At 47.5% G+C, this 17028-nt stretch carries 16 protein-coding genes; 5 read left to right on the top strand and 11 right to left on the bottom strand.

Going from position 1 to position 17028, the window contains the following annotated elements; genetic code table 11:
- Positions 1-84: 84 nt before the first annotated feature.
- Together C5O19_RS19535 and C5O19_RS19530 are read right to left on the bottom strand one after the other, a co-directional pair.
- Positions 85-963: a YsnF/AvaK domain-containing protein gene (locus C5O19_RS19535; protein ID WP_104715066.1), complete on the bottom strand. Its 879-nt coding sequence runs from the start codon at positions 961-963 to the stop codon at positions 85-87.
- 49 nt (positions 964-1012) lie between these two features.
- Entirely contained in the window at positions 1013-1423 is a 411-nt protein-coding gene (locus C5O19_RS19530; RefSeq protein ID WP_104715190.1) for a YsnF/AvaK domain-containing protein, read from the bottom strand.
- 482 nt (positions 1424-1905) lie between these two features.
- Here C5O19_RS19530 and C5O19_RS19525 point away from each other — a divergent pair, with 482 nt between their 5' ends.
- From C5O19_RS19525 to C5O19_RS19510, 4 genes are all read left to right on the top strand, one after another.
- Positions 1906-3102, top strand: coding sequence for a glycosyltransferase (locus tag C5O19_RS19525; protein ID WP_104715065.1), 1197 nt, complete (start codon positions 1906-1908; stop codon positions 3100-3102).
- Between the two features lie 262 nt (positions 3103-3364).
- Entirely contained in the window at positions 3365-4153 is a 789-nt protein-coding gene (locus C5O19_RS19520; RefSeq protein ID WP_104715064.1) for an SDR family NAD(P)-dependent oxidoreductase, read from the top strand.
- The gene (locus tag C5O19_RS19515) at positions 4150-5154 is read left to right on the top strand and encodes an NAD-dependent epimerase/dehydratase family protein (protein WP_104715063.1); all 1005 of its coding nucleotides are present in this window, start codon (positions 4150-4152) and stop codon (positions 5152-5154) included. The genes C5O19_RS19520 and C5O19_RS19515 overlap by 4 nt, the downstream gene beginning before the upstream one ends.
- Before the next feature lie 11 nt (positions 5155-5165).
- The gene (locus C5O19_RS19510; protein WP_104715062.1) at positions 5166-5708 is read left to right on the top strand and encodes a DUF4833 domain-containing protein; all 543 of its coding nucleotides are present in this window, start codon (positions 5166-5168) and stop codon (positions 5706-5708) included.
- A 198-nt stretch (positions 5709-5906) separates the two neighbouring features.
- Here C5O19_RS19510 and C5O19_RS19505 read toward each other — a convergent pair whose 3' ends face one another.
- From C5O19_RS19505 to C5O19_RS19470, 8 genes are all read right to left on the bottom strand, one after another.
- On the bottom strand, positions 5907-7805 hold the full coding sequence (locus tag C5O19_RS19505) for an STN and carboxypeptidase regulatory-like domain-containing protein (protein ID WP_104715061.1): 1899 nt from the start codon (positions 7803-7805) through the stop codon (positions 5907-5909).
- Between the two features lie 36 nt (positions 7806-7841).
- Positions 7842-8846: a FecR domain-containing protein gene (locus C5O19_RS19500; protein ID WP_104715060.1), complete on the bottom strand. Its 1005-nt coding sequence runs from the start codon at positions 8844-8846 to the stop codon at positions 7842-7844.
- 28 nt (positions 8847-8874) lie between these two features.
- Entirely contained in the window at positions 8875-9489 is a 615-nt protein-coding gene (locus C5O19_RS19495; RefSeq protein WP_104715059.1) for an RNA polymerase sigma-70 factor, read from the bottom strand.
- 268 nt (positions 9490-9757) lie between these two features.
- Positions 9758-11098 (bottom strand): DEAD/DEAH box helicase, encoded by a 1341-nt coding sequence (locus C5O19_RS19490; RefSeq protein WP_104715189.1) that lies wholly within the window; start codon positions 11096-11098, stop codon positions 9758-9760.
- 138 nt (positions 11099-11236) lie between these two features.
- Positions 11237-11809 (bottom strand): YceI family protein, encoded by a 573-nt coding sequence (locus tag C5O19_RS19485; protein WP_094811591.1) that lies wholly within the window; start codon positions 11807-11809, stop codon positions 11237-11239.
- Between the two features lie 48 nt (positions 11810-11857).
- On the bottom strand, positions 11858-12400 hold the full coding sequence (locus C5O19_RS19480; RefSeq protein ID WP_104715058.1) for a YceI family protein: 543 nt from the start codon (positions 12398-12400) through the stop codon (positions 11858-11860).
- Between the two features lie 76 nt (positions 12401-12476).
- Positions 12477-13076 (bottom strand): TetR/AcrR family transcriptional regulator, encoded by a 600-nt coding sequence (locus C5O19_RS19475; RefSeq protein ID WP_104715057.1) that lies wholly within the window; start codon positions 13074-13076, stop codon positions 12477-12479.
- Positions 13077-13976: 900 nt separating this feature from the next.
- Entirely contained in the window at positions 13977-14606 is a 630-nt protein-coding gene (locus tag C5O19_RS19470; protein WP_104715056.1) for an MCP four helix bundle domain-containing protein, read from the bottom strand.
- A gap of 386 nt (positions 14607-14992) precedes the next feature.
- Here C5O19_RS19470 and C5O19_RS19465 point away from each other — a divergent pair, with 386 nt between their 5' ends.
- Positions 14993-15427, top strand: coding sequence for a RidA family protein (locus C5O19_RS19465; RefSeq protein WP_104715055.1), 435 nt, complete (start codon positions 14993-14995; stop codon positions 15425-15427).
- Positions 15428-15613: 186 nt separating this feature from the next.
- Here the strand turns inward: C5O19_RS19465 and C5O19_RS19460 are convergent, their stop codons facing one another.
- A complete protein-coding gene (locus C5O19_RS19460) occupies positions 15614-16714 on the bottom strand; it encodes a LamG domain-containing protein (RefSeq protein WP_133163401.1) in 1101 nt (366 codons plus the stop codon).
- Positions 16715-17028: the final 314 nt, after the last annotated feature.

The following is a 17028-nucleotide window of genomic DNA, read 5'->3' as shown; positions in this document are numbered from 1 at the left end:
GGTTTAAGGTTCACTGGACCCAAAAAAGGCTAACACGTTTGGTTAGCCTTTTTTGAATTAATCCTGTACATCATTTGTAGGCTGTTAGAGATTACGAGACACCCCACGTTCATTCGTATTCAACGTGTCAACGTCTACTTCCGTATGACGGACCGTATCACGGACGGTTTCTACGTGTTCATCCACTTCTTTGCCTAAGGTAACTTCTTCCACGACCCGGGCTTCTTTCGAGACAACGGGTACTTCGGCGTGTTCAACCACATCGATCTGGCCTTCCTGGAACGTTGCAAAATCCGCATCAGTTGCCGGACGGTCCACGGGTGTGCGATTGACTACCACGCGTTCTTGACGCAGACGGACGTTTTCTTCGACCGATCGTTCTACGATACGGCTGCGGAGGCGGGCTCCCCCGGTTTCAATACTACGTTTACCTACCTGCAGGTTTTCTTCGATGACCTTGGCAGAAGCGGCCTGATTGTCGGCAGTAAATTCATCTCTGGCAATGTCAGAGGTCGCATGATGCGGTAAAGAATCAACCGTTAAGGAATCTTCCGTAGGTTGATAGTCAGCTGGATAAGGCGTTGAACCGGTAGCCGTTGTGGCTACGTAACCATATTCATTGGCTTTTTCGTCGATATCCACGGCTCCGTGTTCATCCAGAATATCCGATGCCAGACGAGCCTGTACATCCGATGCATTGTGTACCGTGACAATCGAACCCCGACGGGCTACGTGTGAATATTTGTCGGCATCGTCGGTATCACTACCAAAAAGCGACTTAAAGAAATTGCCGATGCCTGTATCGTTATCGCTTTCGTGTGTGGTGGTCGTAGCGTCTACGCTACCCGTAGCTGAAGCTGAAATATCTACGTTTTCTTCTAAAAATCCGCGTTGGATGAGTTGAGCAGCAGCCGTTTGTGCTTGCAGGGCCGTATCAAATAGGCCAATAACAGTCTTTGACATGTTTCTTACATTTGGGTTGTGATGGAATCCTTTCCGATGAATACGAAACCTATGCTTCCGGACCGGTACTACGCGTGATTACAATTTCTTCCTGTCGCAGCGTGACGGGCTGGTGAGTAGTGGTCTGTACTTCTTCTTTGGTGATACGCACTTCTTCCACCAGTACCAGGCGTTTAACAAGGATTTCCTTCACCACCGGCACAATCATGGTTTCACCTTCGTACCGTACCGCTGGAGGCGTATCGATGTATTGGTTGATGGGTACGCGTTCTACCTTTACCTGTTGCTGCGTAAGGGGAAGTTCCACGCGTTCTTCGTGTTCATGCACGCGTTTACTCACGGTTACGCGACCCGTTTCTTCCAGCTGCGTATCAACCTTCAGCTGTTCTTCAATCACCGGCAAAACCACGGGACACGGGCCGGATTCATTCGTTACAGAAGGATCAGTGTTCGTATTCATCAGTTCTACTAGGGGTAAATTTCGTTCCATTGGCCGTCGTAGAAGACTATACGTTCCATTTTAAGAAATTAACACCCCAAATTTTACCTTCTTAGGGAGCGGGCTTCACAGCCTGAAAGAAATTTCGGTAAAACATTTAGTATCAGCCACGTTTCACTAGTGTCAGACCAAACGTTTCGAACGCTGGTATTTTTTACTCAGTCTACTGAGGCAAAGTGGTGAGCCACTGATTAACTCTGTAGCCCGGCTAGAGGAAACCTTTCTACACATTCTCATTTATGAGGCTTTGAAAGGGTCGTCGATGGTCTAAAATGCCTAATGAATGCGGCTGGCTATACTTTTTAGCATACTCATTTACAGTGACTTGGGCAGTAAACGTAAAGTAAGATTTTATGCTTAGCGAAATCTCTCTAAATGCATAAATCACACTACACAATTACCAACGGTCTATAGCGTATAGCCATTCCAATAATTTTAAACGTATGAAACTTCAAGAAAAAGAAGTTGCTTCCACTGCCTCTTCTACAACCACCTGGACCGAACCTATTGGTACGACCGTTACTCCACCGACCTCTGTCAATCCAAAAAACTTAGTATGCTTCTCCCATTTGCGTTGGAATTTTGTTTACCAGCGACCCCAACATTTACTAAGCCGTGCCAGTAAGGAATGGCAGGTGTGGTTTCTGGAAGAACCCGTATTTAAAGAGGGACCCATTCGGCTGGAAAAACACGAAATACAATCCCAACTTTGCGTACTCGTACCCTGTATGCCGCACGGCTTAAAGCCCGAGGAAGTAATCGCTCAGCAAAAGCGATTGATTGACGAGTTCATCGCTAGCGAAGGTATCACCTCTTATGTGGCCTGGTACTATACACCCATGGCCCTTGCGTTCAGTCCAGAGGTTAAACCAGCGGTAACCGTTTACGATTGCATGGATGAGTTAAGTGCCTTTCTGGGGGCTCCCCGCCAACTGATTGATCTGGAGCAACGGTTGCTTCAACAGGCAGATGTGGTATTTACGGGCGGACATAGTTTGTACGAGGCCAAACGCGATAAGCACGCACACACCTACGCCTTCCCCAGCAGTATTGATTTTCTTCATTTCAGTCAGTCTCGTAAACCACAACCCGATCCGGACGATCAGCGGCAATTTGCCCATCCCCGTATCGGTTTTTGCGGCGTGATTGACGAACGATTTGATATTGAATTAGTCAGAGAATTGGCTCAGCGTCGCCCCGACTGGCAATTCATTTTCTTGGGACCCGTCGTGAAAATCAATCCGGCGAGTTTGCCGAAGGCTCCCAATGTCCATTATTTGGGTATGAAGTCGTATCAGGAAATTCCCCGGTACTTTGCTCATTGGGATGCGGCCATTTTACCTTTTGCGATTTGCCCGGCTACGCGATACATCAGTCCCACCAAAACGCCGGAGTATCTGGCATCGGGCTTACCCGTGGTTTCCACGCCGATTCACGACGTAATCCGAAACTACGGAAGCCGCAACTGGGTACACATTGCCGATACTGCCGAACGCTTTGAAGCGGCCCTGGAGCAGGCTCTGGCCGACAAAGGCATGACGCATCGGAAAGAAGTAGATACCTTTTTAAATGAAAATTCCTGGGATCGGGTTTGGAACGAAATGGCAGGTTTGATGAAGCTTCACGCTCAACCTGCCTAAGACAAACGTTTCACCCCTGTTCATGAAACTTTGGCGACGGGCTAGGTAGTAGCTCTTGCCAGGTATAAGGTCACGTGAGCGTACTAATCCCACGCTGAATGTTCAGCGTGGGGTTTTGTTTGTAAAGGCCTGATTGTTAGAGGTCAGAGACAATGCGGTTACAGCAAATGCAATTTTGTATTTAAAATTTTCAGGGCCTCGTAGGGGGAAGTCTGGACTGAACTGTCCTAGTAACGTTCAATCGAGACCATCCATAGAAGCCATGAAAAAGTATGTATTGATTACCGGAGCGAGTTTAGGATTAGGGAAGGCCCTGGCCCTGGAGCTAGCCAGCCAGGGCCGGGACTTAATCCTGGTTGCCCTGCCCCAGGAAGGACTTCCTCAGTTCGCCCAAATGCTTTCCGAAACGTATAGTGTAACCGTACGAACCTACGAAACTAATCTAATGCAGGCGGAGAACATTCGCCAGCTCATTCGCTGGCTGGAGGTCTCCGGATTTTGGGTCGATTTCCTCATTAATAACGCGGGTATTGGCGGTTCGAAAGCGTTCGATACGGCTGAGTTAGAGCAGATCGAAAATATCATTCAGTTGAATGTAACGGGAACGGCACTCTTGACCCGATTGCTATTACCCTTTCTGCTGAAATTTCCCAAGTCCTATATTCTCAATGTTTCCAGTCTGGCCGCATTTACCCCCATTCCCTACAAAACCGTATATCCGGCATCCAAGGCATTTATATATTCGTTTTCCCTTAGCCTGCGGGCGGAGCTGAGTGCGAAAGGCGTACAGGTCAGCGTATTGCATCCGGGGCCGATGCCTACGTCAGCGGAAAACCTGAATCGTTTACAAAAACATGGTTGGCTGGGCCAACTGAGTTGCTTATCCGTCGAAGCGGTTGCCCAGATTGCTTTAAAACAGGTACGCCGTGGCCAATCGATTATTATTCCGGGAAAACTAAATAAAGTAGGGTACTGGGCTGCCCGCTGGATTCCTTGGTCCTGGCGAGAACCCCTTCTGGTATCCATGCTTCGAAAAGAAATCTCCGCATGAAAATCTTACTCACGGGTGCTACGGGACTGCTGGGCTGTCATATCGCCGGAGCTTTGTTACGGCAGGGGTATGCTGTAAAGGCTATGTACCGTTCTCTGCCCCAAGCGATCAGTCAGTTACCCTGGTATTATCAGGTAGAGTGGGTACCGGGGCAGATTACATCGTTGCCAGATCTGGAAAAAGCAGCTTACGATTGTCAGGGAATCGTTCACGCGGCCGCTCGCACGGAGCCGTATCCGTCGAACGTTGAGGCTTATTTTGACGCCAATGTTTTAGCTACACGTCAGATTCTGGAAGTAACGCGTCGCCTGTCCATGCAACGACTGGTGTATGTAAGTACAGCGGCTATTTATCAGCCGGGAACGTATGAGAATCCAGCTACTGAAGAAAGTCCTTTCGCTTTTGACTTGATGCCGTCGGGCTACATTGCCAGCAAGTATCAGGCTCAGCAGGAAGTGCTCGAAGCTGTAGCAAAAGGAGTTCCCGCCGTCATTGTCAATCCCAACTTTTTGCTGGGACCCTACGATTTCAAACCCAGCTCGGGAGCATTGATCAGTTATGTATTAAAGAATCGACGCGTCTTTTTTCCGGGCAGTGGGGGTAAGAATTTTATCGACGTACGGGACGCGGCGGACGCTACCGTACAAGCTCTGCAAAAGGGTCGAATTGGAGAAAGTTATTTACTGGCAGCTACCAACGTACCATACGAAGCTTTCTTTAAAACCGTAGCGAGTCTACTTCCCGAAAAACGCTCCCTGATTCCTATCCCTGGCGGACTCATGCGTTCAGCGGGGCGACTAGGAACATTTGCTGAACGGTTATTGGGTCATCCGCTGCGACTCAATTACATCAACACCGTACTCGTTACCCAGGACAATTACTACAGTGGTCAGCGAGCCCGGCAGGAACTGGGACTGATGAGTACTCCCTTTCAGGATTCCGTTCGTGATACGATCCATTGGTTTCAAGGGAAATCCTTCGTTAACACTTTTCAAACGTAAATCCATAAGCCATGAAAACATTCATTTCTTTTCTCCTCGTACTCGGTTTGATTCTTCATAGTTTCGCTCAGGCCACGACGATCGTTCCAGGCAAAGCGACTCATTCAGCGAAAACAGCATCGCGGCAGTTGTTTTATTTGCAACGCAGCAAAGATGCCAATACGGTAGTTTACGAAGCCAACGAATCGGCGGACCGAAAGTTGAACCCGAGTAAGCCCGTCGAAGTATACTGGATTCGCTACGCCGAGCAGGGGCAACGGGAAGATCTCTCCCGCATCCAATGGCAGCTGGCCTACGGCTATACGCACCAGCCGATTGCCGGTGAATCCTACGAGGTACGACTGAATGCCTTTCCTGAACGCGTCTTAAAGGTCCAGTACCATCAGGGGAAAGTGGTGGCTATGACGACGATTAGTGGGCAGCGGGCCTGTCTGCAAAAAGTCTTCGTACAACTGGATCCCAAAGCCCGGTTGGTACCCAAAGTCAAGTACGTTGAAATGTTCGGCGTGGAACCGGAAAGCGGGCGAGCTGTCTACGAACGCATCATTCCCTAAAATCCCCGAGTTTTACCGTTCAGCGGTGTAATCCTCAAACTGTACGTAGTCTACGCGACCCTGGCGTCCCTTCATTACGTTCACGAATGGGTGAACCTCTGGAAAGAAGCTCGACGCAGTAAAACATTCGGCAGGCGTTTGCCATCCTTTTTGGTCCTCCCTGAGCTGCTGACCGGAAGTGACGTATGGGAAGGGACGTTACTTCCGGTTGCATAGGCGTAGCCCGGCGTGGAATCCTATCCATCCTTGTACTGAGAAATCTGGGAAGAGGGTATAAGCTGAAAAAGCGGGTAGACTATACGTGGGCCGGGTTTCGTGCTGACTGTCCGCATCAAACGAAGACAAATTGAATGTTGGCCCCACGGCTAAGGCTAGTCCGCGGCTGATTTTCTTTTCCAATGCCAGCTCAAATCGGCCCATGAAGCGGCCTTCATCAAAGCTTTGCCAGTGGGCGGGTAGGCGGAAGTTCGTAGTATAATCCACATTCAGCAGCCAGCTTTTTTTCAAGTTTATAGCCGTTCCGAAGCCGTAACCAAAACTCCAGGCGGGTTGTGGTTCGGCGTCGAGATTGGAACCTATGGTCAGAATGTTGTAAAAGCCCCGGTGGCCCGTTTTAAACGTCAGGTTGGCCCGACTGGCTTCATTGGTGGAAATTTCCAGTCGACGATATCCATTTCGGTGCACGTAACTGAAGAGGCCATAAGGGGCCTTTTCGGCGTATCCGGCGATATTGAGCAAGCCAATCTGATGGCCACCCGTGATGTGTCGACTGTAATTCAACGCACTACTGAGTTGCCAGCCGTTCAGGTCGCTGAGTGCAATGTTTAAAACACCCGCCAATTGGACGCCCGTTGCCGGACCTATCCGAATGTTACCCACACCCGCGACCTGCATACCCAGACTTTCGCCCCCAATCAGGTTTGCTACGCCTCCGAGTTGTACACCGTGATGCAGGCTACCAATCATAAGGTTTCCGATTCCGGCTAGTTGTACGCCCGAGAGATCGCCTCCTATGATGTTTCCGATTCCCGCACCCTGGAAACCCCGCACATCGCGGCGGATGATGTTACCCATACCGGCAAGTTGCGTACCTTCCACCCGTTCGCCTACCAGGTTCGCCATACCTGCTACCTGCACACCGTGGACATTGCCGCGTACTACGTTGCCTAAACCCCCAATTTCTACCTCATTCACGCCCAGCGAATAGCCCAGCAGCACGTTATACGACAAATCATTGATGGCCCGGGCACTCAGCGTTGCATTGCTTCCCACAAAAGGCAGTACCGAAACCTGGGTCTGACGGTACAGGGTGTCGCCGGATAGGTTACTGTCATGAATGGCCGATTTCGTGGACATCAGCCAGTCGGTAAATCTGTTTTTACTACGTTTCCAAAGCGAAATGCGGGATCTTGGTACGGAATCCGGTGAACTAAGTTGTATAACCTGTGGCGTAGCAACGGTTCGTCGGGTACTGGTGTCGGTTGACTGTCGGATGGGTAAAGGTGGCAGAGTACGGGTGATGACGAACGGAACCAGACGTATGTTCAGGGTATGACTTTGCCGGGAACGTACCCGGATCGTTTCCCCCACGTAATGCTGTTTCCGAACTTCGAGTAAAAGCTGCGGAAGACTAGTGGATAATTTGATCCGGTAAAAGCCGTAGGCGTCGGTAAGGGCGGCGGTGAAGGTCGTTTTTTCGTAGACGGAAACCTGAGTAATTTTGTGGCCCGTGTGTTCGTCGGTAATGTATCCTTCGAGGTAAAAATGTTTGGGCATTTCCTCGGCATCCGGCTCCGGACTGGCCCGAAGAACGATGTGATTACCCCGGGAATGGTACTGAAGGGTGCCTTTGAATAACTGATCCAGCGCTTCGCGTACACTGACGTTGGTGGCTCGCAGGGTCACCAATCGGTTTTCGGAGATAAGGGCAGAGTGATACGAAAAGTTGAAATTTCCCCGCTGACTAAGTAAGTGGAGCACCCGGGGGAGGCGTTCGTTGTGAACATCCAGAGAAACGAGCCGCTCCAGCGGGGGTACTTCCCCCCAGGCCGGCGTACAGCCCCAGGCGACTAGCAGGACAAAAAGCAGGCGAATCATTTTCAGAAGATTGAAGGAAGGCGAAGGCCGGGCTGCTTAAGGCGAGCAACCCGTACCTTCAAAAATGAACTGCGTACCCTGGCGACTAATAGTCAGTCCGTGCGAGTCGGCGATAGCCTGAAGAAGATTCTCCAGGGAATCTTTCGTACGGTCGAACGCGATCGTGGTGGGGCAGTTTCGAAGGGATTCGTTCCCAAGCTGCACATCGGCCTGGTACACTTCATGGATCATCTGTACCACTTCACCGAGTGTTGCGTTATCAAAAACCGCTTTACCCGTTTGGTAAGTAAATACATTCGGGTCGAGGCGTTCAGTTTTCTGCATGGTAGCCGCCTGGGCGTCAAACGTGGCCTGTTGATCTTTGATGAGCGTCACTTCCGTATTGCGGGCTTTGAATACAACCTTCCCTGTTCGCACGGCTACCCGTACATTCGGATCATAGGCCCGCACGCTAAACGAGGTACCCACCACCTGCACGGTTGTCTGACTGGCCTGAATACGGAATGGTTTCTCTTTATTCGGCGTAATATCAAAAAAGGCTTCCCCCGTCAATACCACCGAACGGGAATCGTCGGCAAAGGTTTCGGGATATTCGAGCTTGCTGTTACGATTCAGCCACACTTTGCTGCCATCCGGCAATTCATGTACCGTAGACTGATCCGTAGCCGTAAAAGCCAGTTGCGGTACGGAAGCATTTGGCTGGAGCGTCCAGAATAACCAGCCCAGTCCTACCACAAGTACTACGGCCGCAGCAATGGAAGTACGCCAGGGATTAAAGCGGCGGATTGGGGTGTCAGCTACTGGGGCGGGTTCCTGAATTCGGTTTCGTAATTTTTCCCAGGCCGCATCCGCATCGACGGGCGGGCGGGTTTGAAGGGTTCGGCTCGTTTCCCAGATTTTTTCGAAACGCTGCATTTCCCGTTCGGCATCTGGTTCGCTGAGCCACTTCTGAACCCGCTGGGTTTCTTCCTCATTGGTTTCGCCCGCCAAGTATTTGCCAATGAGCCCATCCTCAATGGGTTCGTGAGAATCACTATCCATGGCTTAAGCCCGTGTTTTAGAGTACAAGTTAATCATATGCATGAATGCCTAACAGGATGAACAAAGGCAGGTACTCAGACAGCTCGACGCGTAAGATCCGTAACGCCTTACCAATCTGATTTTCAACCGTTTTTACGGATAAACCCAGCCGATCGGCAATTTCCTGGTACTTCAGTTCTTCAAAGCGGTTCATCGTAAAAATGAGCCGACATTGTTCGGGAAGCCGCTCGATGGCCGCCTGCAGGCGTTCGGATAACTCGGAAGCCATCAACGCTTGAGCCGGAGCTTCCGAGGCGTTGGCTTCGGCAAACTTATACTGCTGGTATTCCGCCTGAATGGCCAGATGTTTGATACGATTCAGGCAACGATTGTGTACCGCCCGATACAGGTACGATTTCAGCGAGGTTTCAATCGTTAGCGACTGTCGCTTTTCCCAGATCGTTACAAACACGCTTTGCACGATTTCTTCCGCGTCTTCCCAATCTTTGAGAAAGGAAAACCCGTACTGACAGAGCGAAGCGTAATAATGCCGGAAGAGCATTTCATAGGTACGTTCATCGCCCTGCTGGATGGATCGCAGGATATCCTGATCGGTTAAGGAACGATCTTCTGGTTTTGCAAACGGATTAGACCTACCATTCATTACTGGGCCTTTCGGAGTTATGACAACTGAAAACGGTTATACCCTACGGATCGAAGAAAAAAAACAGGAATGAAGTACCCGCCTGGGTAAAACCGGAATTGAGACCAGGATGATTGTTCCGCGAAAACCGTTGCATCTGGTCCGCCGGACGGCATCATCCCCATCGAAAGGTACGGGAAGATACCCGCCGGGGAACGTATGATACGAATGAACTGCGTCTTTCCGGGTTTCAGCAGTAGGGGGCGGGGACTGAATTGTACCCCGTCTCTTACCGTGGTTTATTGTTTTTGCGGGTTTTCTTAATGGGTTTACCGTATTTTTTCATCATCTCTTCCGCGTGATTTCGTCGTACGTTCACCTTTTGGTTTTTCGCACTTTTTTCGTGAAAAGCGGGTCCAACCGTTTCCTGAGGGGGCAGTTTAACCGGTACGATCTTGTGAACGACTTTGGGGATTTCCTCCGAAATAAGATCCTGCGTAATGACGAGGTCCTCGGGCAGGGGACGTTCGGGAATGGGAACCCCCATCAGGGTTTCAATGGCCTGCCGATATTCCGTTTCTGCGGGGGTGACAAAGGTCAAAGCAACGCCTTTTTGATCCGCCCGGCCCGTACGGCCAATGCGGTGGATATACGTTTCTGGAAGTTCAGGGACGTCGAGGTTGATGACGTGGGATACTTCCGAAATATCAAGGCCACGGGCAATCAAATCGGTAGCAATCAGGATGCGTAACTGACCGTCTTTGAAGGCCTGTACAGTATTGAAACGATAATTCTGGGCTTTGTTGGAGTGAATGACGCCGACCTGTTCGGGAAATTGCTCCTCGAGTTTTTCGAACAGACGGTCAGCCAGCGTTTTGGTCGCGATAAACACGAGTACTTTCCGCAGACTTTCATCGTGCTGAAGGAGATATTCCAGCAGGTTTACTTTCGTTAAAAAGTTGGGGACCGGATAGGCCGACTGTTCAATATTATCCAGCGGCGTACCAACGGGCGAAGATTCCACGAAAACGGGACTGGTAAAGTGCGTCTGAATCAGCGTGTCTACCTCTTCCGTCATGGTGGCGGAGAATAATAGGTTCTGTCGTTTCGCGGGGAGTGAATCGAGGATGGTCGTTAGCTGCGAACGGAAGCCCAGATTCATCATTTCGTCCACTTCGTCAATCACCAGTCGCTTGATTGTTTTGGTTTTCAGCGTACCCGTTGAAATTAAATCGATCAGGCGGCCGGGCGTTGCTACCAGCACATCCACTTCTTTTTTGAGTTCGGCCACGTGCGTTTTCAAATTCACGCCACCGTATACACCCAGTACCGCAAGGGTTTGGTACTTACTTAGTTTTTCCACCGCTTCCACGACCTGTACCACCAACTCACGCGTCGGTACCAAAATTAAAATCTGGGGCAGGCGATCTTTTGAAAATTGATAGTTCCGAAGTAAGGGGAGAAGGTAGGCGAATGTTTTCCCCGTACCCGTTTGTGCTAGCCCGCAAACATCTTTTCCCGACATCACGACTGAAAAAACCTTTTCCTGGATGGGTGTGGGCGTGGTATAACCCAGGTCTTCCAGTGCGTTTAAAAGCGGTTTGTGTAGGTTTAATTCTTCGAATGTCATGGCTTGTTTACGTTTGTTGGCAGGTCCTTCGCTGCGGATGAAGGTACAAAAGTACGAAAAGCTGGGCAGTAGCCTCCCGGTTAAACGCAAGAAACCCGACTCATAAAGCCGGGTTTCCTGGAGTTGAAAGAGAATAGCTTATTGTTTGCCAAATTCTCCGTCAGCGGTAATCATTACTTCTTCGCTAAGCATATTAGCGGGAAATTTCGAGCCAATACCGAAATCACTACGCTTGATCGTGCCCGTAGCCCGGAAGCCAGCCGCCTGTTTCTTATTATTCGGATTTGTAATCGTTCCGCGGTACCACAAATCCAACGTCACGGGCTTGGTAACGCCATGAAGCGTCAGATTACCCATCAGTTTGTATTTGTCAGCCCCATCTTTTTTGAGCGAGGTGCTCTTAAACGTCAGGGTCGGGTACTGGGCAGCGTCGAAGAAATCCGGTGATTTCAGGTGAGCGTCGCGTTTTTCTACACCGGTATTGATGGAAGCCGTCTGGCCCGTGAACTCAAACGTGGCATCGCTAAAATCCTCTTTCGTGGCCGTAACGGTAGCATCAAAATCCGTAAACGCTCCGGATACGGTTGAAATGCCCGTGTGGGTTACGTCAAATTTCAGCTGAGCGTGATTCTTGTCCACCTTCCAGGTAGACTGAGCCATACTGGCAAGTGAGAAAGCCGTGAACAGCAGCGATAAAGCTAGTTTTTTCATTGTATTGGTTTACGTTAGTGCGTTGGCCAAAGGTATAAAAAATCTGAATTAAGCCTGCGGAGCCAATTGAATGTTCGCAATCAATTTGATGTCTTCGCCCAAAGCCAGACCACCCGTTTCCGTTAACGCGTTGTAAGTCAGGCCAAATTCTTTCCGATTCACTACGCCGGTTACTTCAAAACCAATCTTAGTATTTCCGTACGCGTCCTTGGCAGATCCACCGTATTCAGCGGTTACTTCCACGGGTTTGGTAATGCCTTTCATCGTCAGGTTACCCGTCAATTTATACACATCGCCTTTAACTTTCTGGAAAGATGTAGATAGGAAGGAAATGTGTGGATAGGTTTCAGCGTCAAAAAAATCAGCCGATTTCAGGTGCTCGTCGCGTTGGGCCTGATTGGTATCGATGCTGTTCACGTCGAGTGAGAAGTGAATTTCAGCTCCCGAAAAATCGCTGAAATCATCGTTAGTAGTCGCTCCACCGGTAAAGTTGTTAAATGAACCCGTTACCGTAGAAATCACCAGGTGCTTTACTTTAAACTGAACTTCGGAGTGCAGGGGGTCTACAGCCCATTTCGTAAGCGTTGACATAGAAAGAAAGTTAAAAAATGGATGAAAAAGTTACTATGATATAAAAACTAACACTGTTAACTAATAAACAAAAAAATTAATTCAGCGATTGGATAAATCCGTTTACGGCATCTTCCAGTACCTGATCGTGCCAGCCATTGGGGCCTTGCTGTGATTCAATCATTTGAATGCTTACTAATCCGTGTAAGATCGACCAGTAAGTATGAAATTTCAGGAAGTCATTCGTTGCCGGATGCTGGCTCTGGGCAATGGCTTCGCCAATAACCTGAAGCAAGACCTGACTAAAAGCCTGCATTTCCTCGACCTGATTGACGGTTTCACAGGCGGGCATGCCCATTCCGTACATGAGCTGATAATAATGCTTGTGCTCGAAAGCAAACTTCGAATACGCCCGGGCCATATCCATGAGCTGCTGCGAGGGGAGGGGAGAAACCGTCCGTGCAGCCTGCAATTCCTGGGTCAGTAAAGCAAAACCTTGTTTAATGAATTCCAGAAGGATTGCTTCCTTATTATCAAAGTGCTGGTAAATGACCGGAATACTGTATTCAATGGCATCCGCAATTTTGCGGATTGAAAGAGCCTGCCAGCCTTCCCGTTCTACCAGTTGCCAGGCCGCTAGCAAGATGCTACTTCTGACTTCCTGTTTCTGCCGTATTTTCCGCTCAACAATACCCAATGACTTTCTGATAAATTTTCTAACGGTGTTAACTAGATAGAGATGTATTAAGTTCGGTAGGTATGGGTATATAATCACTCTAAAACTGTAATATGTATTTTAGATTATTATAACGTTTATAAAACGTTATAATAATTATTTTACGAATTTGATAGGTGCTTTGTAATAGGCTATGGCTTTATAGTATCTACCTATAATTAATCTATTTTACAAATATCTATTTGTTTGTTCTATTGAAACTAACCCTATTTCCATGCCAAATGTACCTGCCTATTGCATGCTTTTCTATCCTACTATTTGGGTTTCGTTGATGTATAGGTAGGCAAGTGTCGTAGGCATGCTTTTAAGAAACATGCCTACGACAGACCTATGCTAAATCTCACCATAAACTCTACCAATTAGCAATATCTTACTTACATTGATTAAGAAAGAGTCAAACCTATCACCTCATAAGTCGCACCAGCAAATCGTGCATCTTTCACTCATTACCTACTTGCAATTTCTGAATAGATCATGCTAATACTTTTCCCTACATTCATGAATAGAATAGGAGAGTTCATCTGTAAGCTGGCGTTATACTGAAAATATTGTTTAACATAACTTAAATTATAAAACAATTACGTGTATCATTTCATATAGTAACCTAGATAATCCTTAGATGAAAGATTTTCTAATTCTCATATGCTTGTTAGCATGTTCGTCTCTACTTGCCTGAATACAGAGGTAGAAATGAACAAGCCTTACGTCAGTGCAAGGGGTAATCGGATCAATGTTTACTATCTAGAATGAAGATGTACTTTTCGTCCGAATTAAAGTAAAAGGTACGCTGCCTTTTAAAGAGCAACGTACCTTTTACTACTCACTACGAAGGTACAAACAAATCTATCGGCCGGAGCTAGATCAAAGCTTCCAGAATAACAGTAATGAGATCACCAGTACGAGGCCGATTTGTAAGGCCGTTAATACATAAATGTAGTTTGACTGGCCATTGGATTGGTTGAGCAATTCCTCACCTACCTTCAATTGCAAAGCCGACAAATCGGCTAGTGATTGGTTCACCTGGCTGAATGCCGCATTACCAGTGCCAACGAAGAGAATTTGCTGAGCCTGCGGTGTATTGGCCAAGTTTTTAATTAAATCTTTTTCTAACTGGGTATAAATTTCCAGCCGTTGTTTAAGCAATTCAAATTGCTCTGCTTCTCTATGAGTCAAATTCGTAGCAACGAACTCAGTCATCAGTGAATCAATCTGCCGGTTGGAACGATCCAGAGCAAAGGCTACGGAACTAGGCTGCGGATTGGTTTTGCTGAGTACATAGGATTCGAGCTGAAGCCGTTTATTATATACTTGCGAGGTCAATTTAGCAATAATGGCCGTTGGTACTAGGCGATCTTTGTAAATAGAAGCCGACGTTTGCTGAATTTGAGAAACGCTACGACGGCTAAGAAAGATACTAGTCAAGGTTAGTCCCAACAGACTGGCAATCAATAAAGAGTTTCTGAGAATTGGTTTATTACGAGGTTTTTCCATGGCATAAATAAAGCTAATGATGGTAGTCTGGCAGAGACCAAGTGGAAAGCAAAGAATCCACTCACCAATCAAAACGGGACAAAATATGAGTTATAATTAGTTAAGCTTGATGGCCAATATAAGAAATAGCAAACAAATAATGAGTAAAATGCTACTATTTGCTGCCAATTTATGGGTCGAGGCCATAAAAATGACTCCTTCGCAAAAACACGCCTGAACTTGATTATTTTGTAGAGAAAAGACCTAGTGAACCGCACGTCGTACTTGCTTTGAATAAGCTGCTTAAATATGAATTCAAGCGAATGTGATGAATAATTCAAAGCAAAAGTTCCTAGTTTTGAGAGTCTTACCTAAAGCCGTTCGTTCAGTAAATCATTACATCAACCATGAAAATCGTACTGTCTCTGTTTTTTGCCTGTATGTATTTTAGCTGCTATTCTCAAAGCCATGACATTACTAAAGAAAAATGGCATTGGGGTAACCCTTCGAAACAGGATACCACTGCCGGGTACGCACAAGTACTGAAGGTGGATAACGTTCTATACATTTCTGGTGCCGTAACCACTAAGATTACACCCGAAGGGATACGACAAGTATATGAAGCTTTAGAAAAATCCCTAAAAAGCTACGGGGCTACTTTTCAAAATGTGGTAAAAGAGAATTTATATACAACGGACCTTGAAGCCATGAAAACGTATAACTCCGTAAGAAAAGCATTCTATAAAGGAGATTTTCCGGCAGCGACTTGGGTTCAGGTATCGAGGCTTTACATGATTGATGCAAAACTGGAAGTTGAGTTAGTAGCTCATTTGCCTAAATAATTCAGCGAAGGTATTTTTCTGTGAAGCGGATCAAAGAAAGAGTGAGGAGTGCGAAGTCTGCTCTTCTAGTTCCAACCATTTCGTCTATAGAGCTTCCCAAATAATAGTCTGCCTAGAGAAAGGATAAAGCCCTATCCTTTCTCTAGGCAACTGATTTACCCAAAAATCATACGGTGAACCCTACTTTCATTTTACTTTCAGCCCCGTTGGATCAGGAATTAACCCTTTTAGTCCCCAGCCCCCAAAGTCTTCGGCGATAGCCAGCCAGAGTTCGTTCGTGCCTTTTTTCAACCTCAGGTAAAGCTCATCAAAATAGCCGATCGTACCCAGAAACCGGTAATCACGGGAGAGAAACACGTCCTGACCACCGTATATCAATTGCCCGTTGAGATACACCTTGACCCGGTCACTAAATCCAAATTGAAACTTCTTAATTTGAGCCTGGTCCGCGATCAAGGTCACTTTCGCAAAAACAGTATTAGTCATGCTATCCAGCGGATGCAGGCGGGATACGTTGATTAGTCCCGACGGCTCGCAAGCCATCGTTTGCCAGCTTAATCGACGTGTTAATTCGGGGGGAAGATCATAGCGATTATTTAGGTGTTTCTCAGCGAAAGGACTCGAAACTTGCCAGGTTAACACGGTACCCGGAGTCGGAGAAGCTTGAGGTTTGAATGGACCTCTCAAGGGAGCCGTCTCACTTTTGGTGTAACGAAAATTGGCAAACCGGACCGAAGTGGTGGATTCGTTAGTCAGACTAATTCGTCCTGCTGTTCCTTGTTGTTTTAGAGCATGAATAATCAAATCCGGTTTGGTTGCATTTGCCAGGTACACCTCCGCCGTTGAACCCTGAACGATCAATTTAATGGGCACCCACTCCTTGAAAGGATACGTAACGGCGGTAGAATAGCCATCGCCGTAGTACAATTGCCAGGCTCCCTCGCCCTTGAAGACGGGTGTATATTGAATGGCATCGGGATTACCCAGTTGGTGGGGACGTAGATAAACTAGTTCAAAGTTGTTCTGATCCTGTACCCGAAACCCAAAACCAGGAAAGTAACGATGTTGCGATAGAGCCATATCAAATTCAATAATGCCGTTTTTAAACGTACTGTCTTTCAGGTACACATTGCCTTCGGTAAGCTCGATACACGCCTGTCCACGGTAGGTTTCATGGGCTATTTTCCCGGCAAACATCCAATGGGTTGTATCAAAAGGAACGGTTGTTTGGGCCCATGCATTGGTAACGACAAAGCATACCCCTAAAAGAAGCATTCGTAATTTCATCAGGTTAGATCAGGTTTGGTTTATTAAAAATGCATTGACTACCCTACTCTGCCCGGAAAGTTCCTGATGGGCTAGCTGGCTGCTGTCACTCTTCATTAATCGGACCTTGTCTATCCAAGTACGAGTCTTAACCAGAGGCTTGCTACGTAAACTTCTTAACTGGATAGGATGAATAACCGAACTCCGTAATCCCAGTTGATGATGAAGAAAGCCAGCCCTTCATTAGGTATTGTTTTTATATTTATGCGGTACGAAATTGAATTGGAAAGGAAAAACAAGCCATTCAAACTTGTTCAAGTGCCGTTCAAAAACGT

It is taken from the genome of Siphonobacter curvatus, from assembly GCF_002943425.1.
GTDB classification, from domain to species: Bacteria; Bacteroidota; Bacteroidia; order Cytophagales; family Spirosomataceae; genus Siphonobacter; species Siphonobacter curvatus.
The sequence above is the reverse complement of the archived record's forward strand: the minus strand, read 5'-3'. Positions and strand labels throughout refer to the sequence as shown.

Coding starts and splice junctions, on each gene's coding strand:
- C5O19_RS19535 (WP_104715066.1), bottom strand. CDS start 963: ATGTCAAAGACTGTTATTGGCCTATTTGATACGGCCCTGCAAGCACAA.
- C5O19_RS19530 (WP_104715190.1), bottom strand. CDS start 1,423: ATGAATACGAACACTGATCCTTCTGTAACGAATGAATCCGGCCCGTGT.
- C5O19_RS19525 (WP_104715065.1), top strand. CDS start 1,906: ATGAAACTTCAAGAAAAAGAAGTTGCTTCCACTGCCTCTTCTACAACC.
- C5O19_RS19520 (WP_104715064.1), top strand. CDS start 3,365: ATGAAAAAGTATGTATTGATTACCGGAGCGAGTTTAGGATTAGGGAAG.
- C5O19_RS19515 (WP_104715063.1), top strand. CDS start 4,150: ATGAAAATCTTACTCACGGGTGCTACGGGACTGCTGGGCTGTCATATC.
- C5O19_RS19510 (WP_104715062.1), top strand. CDS start 5,166: ATGAAAACATTCATTTCTTTTCTCCTCGTACTCGGTTTGATTCTTCAT.
- C5O19_RS19505 (WP_104715061.1), bottom strand. CDS start 7,805: ATGATTCGCCTGCTTTTTGTCCTGCTAGTCGCCTGGGGCTGTACGCCG.
- C5O19_RS19500 (WP_104715060.1), bottom strand. CDS start 8,846: ATGGATAGTGATTCTCACGAACCCATTGAGGATGGGCTCATTGGCAAA.
- C5O19_RS19495 (WP_104715059.1), bottom strand. CDS start 9,489: ATGAATGGTAGGTCTAATCCGTTTGCAAAACCAGAAGATCGTTCCTTA.
- C5O19_RS19490 (WP_104715189.1), bottom strand. CDS start 11,098: ATGACATTCGAAGAATTAAACCTACACAAACCGCTTTTAAACGCACTG.
- C5O19_RS19485 (WP_094811591.1), bottom strand. CDS start 11,809: ATGAAAAAACTAGCTTTATCGCTGCTGTTCACGGCTTTCTCACTTGCC.
- C5O19_RS19480 (WP_104715058.1), bottom strand. CDS start 12,400: ATGTCAACGCTTACGAAATGGGCTGTAGACCCCCTGCACTCCGAAGTT.
- C5O19_RS19470 (WP_104715056.1), bottom strand. CDS start 14,606: ATGGAAAAACCTCGTAATAAACCAATTCTCAGAAACTCTTTATTGATT.
- C5O19_RS19465 (WP_104715055.1), top strand. CDS start 14,993: ATGAAAATCGTACTGTCTCTGTTTTTTGCCTGTATGTATTTTAGCTGC.
- C5O19_RS19460 (WP_133163401.1), bottom strand. CDS start 16,714: ATGAAATTACGAATGCTTCTTTTAGGGGTATGCTTTGTCGTTACCAAT.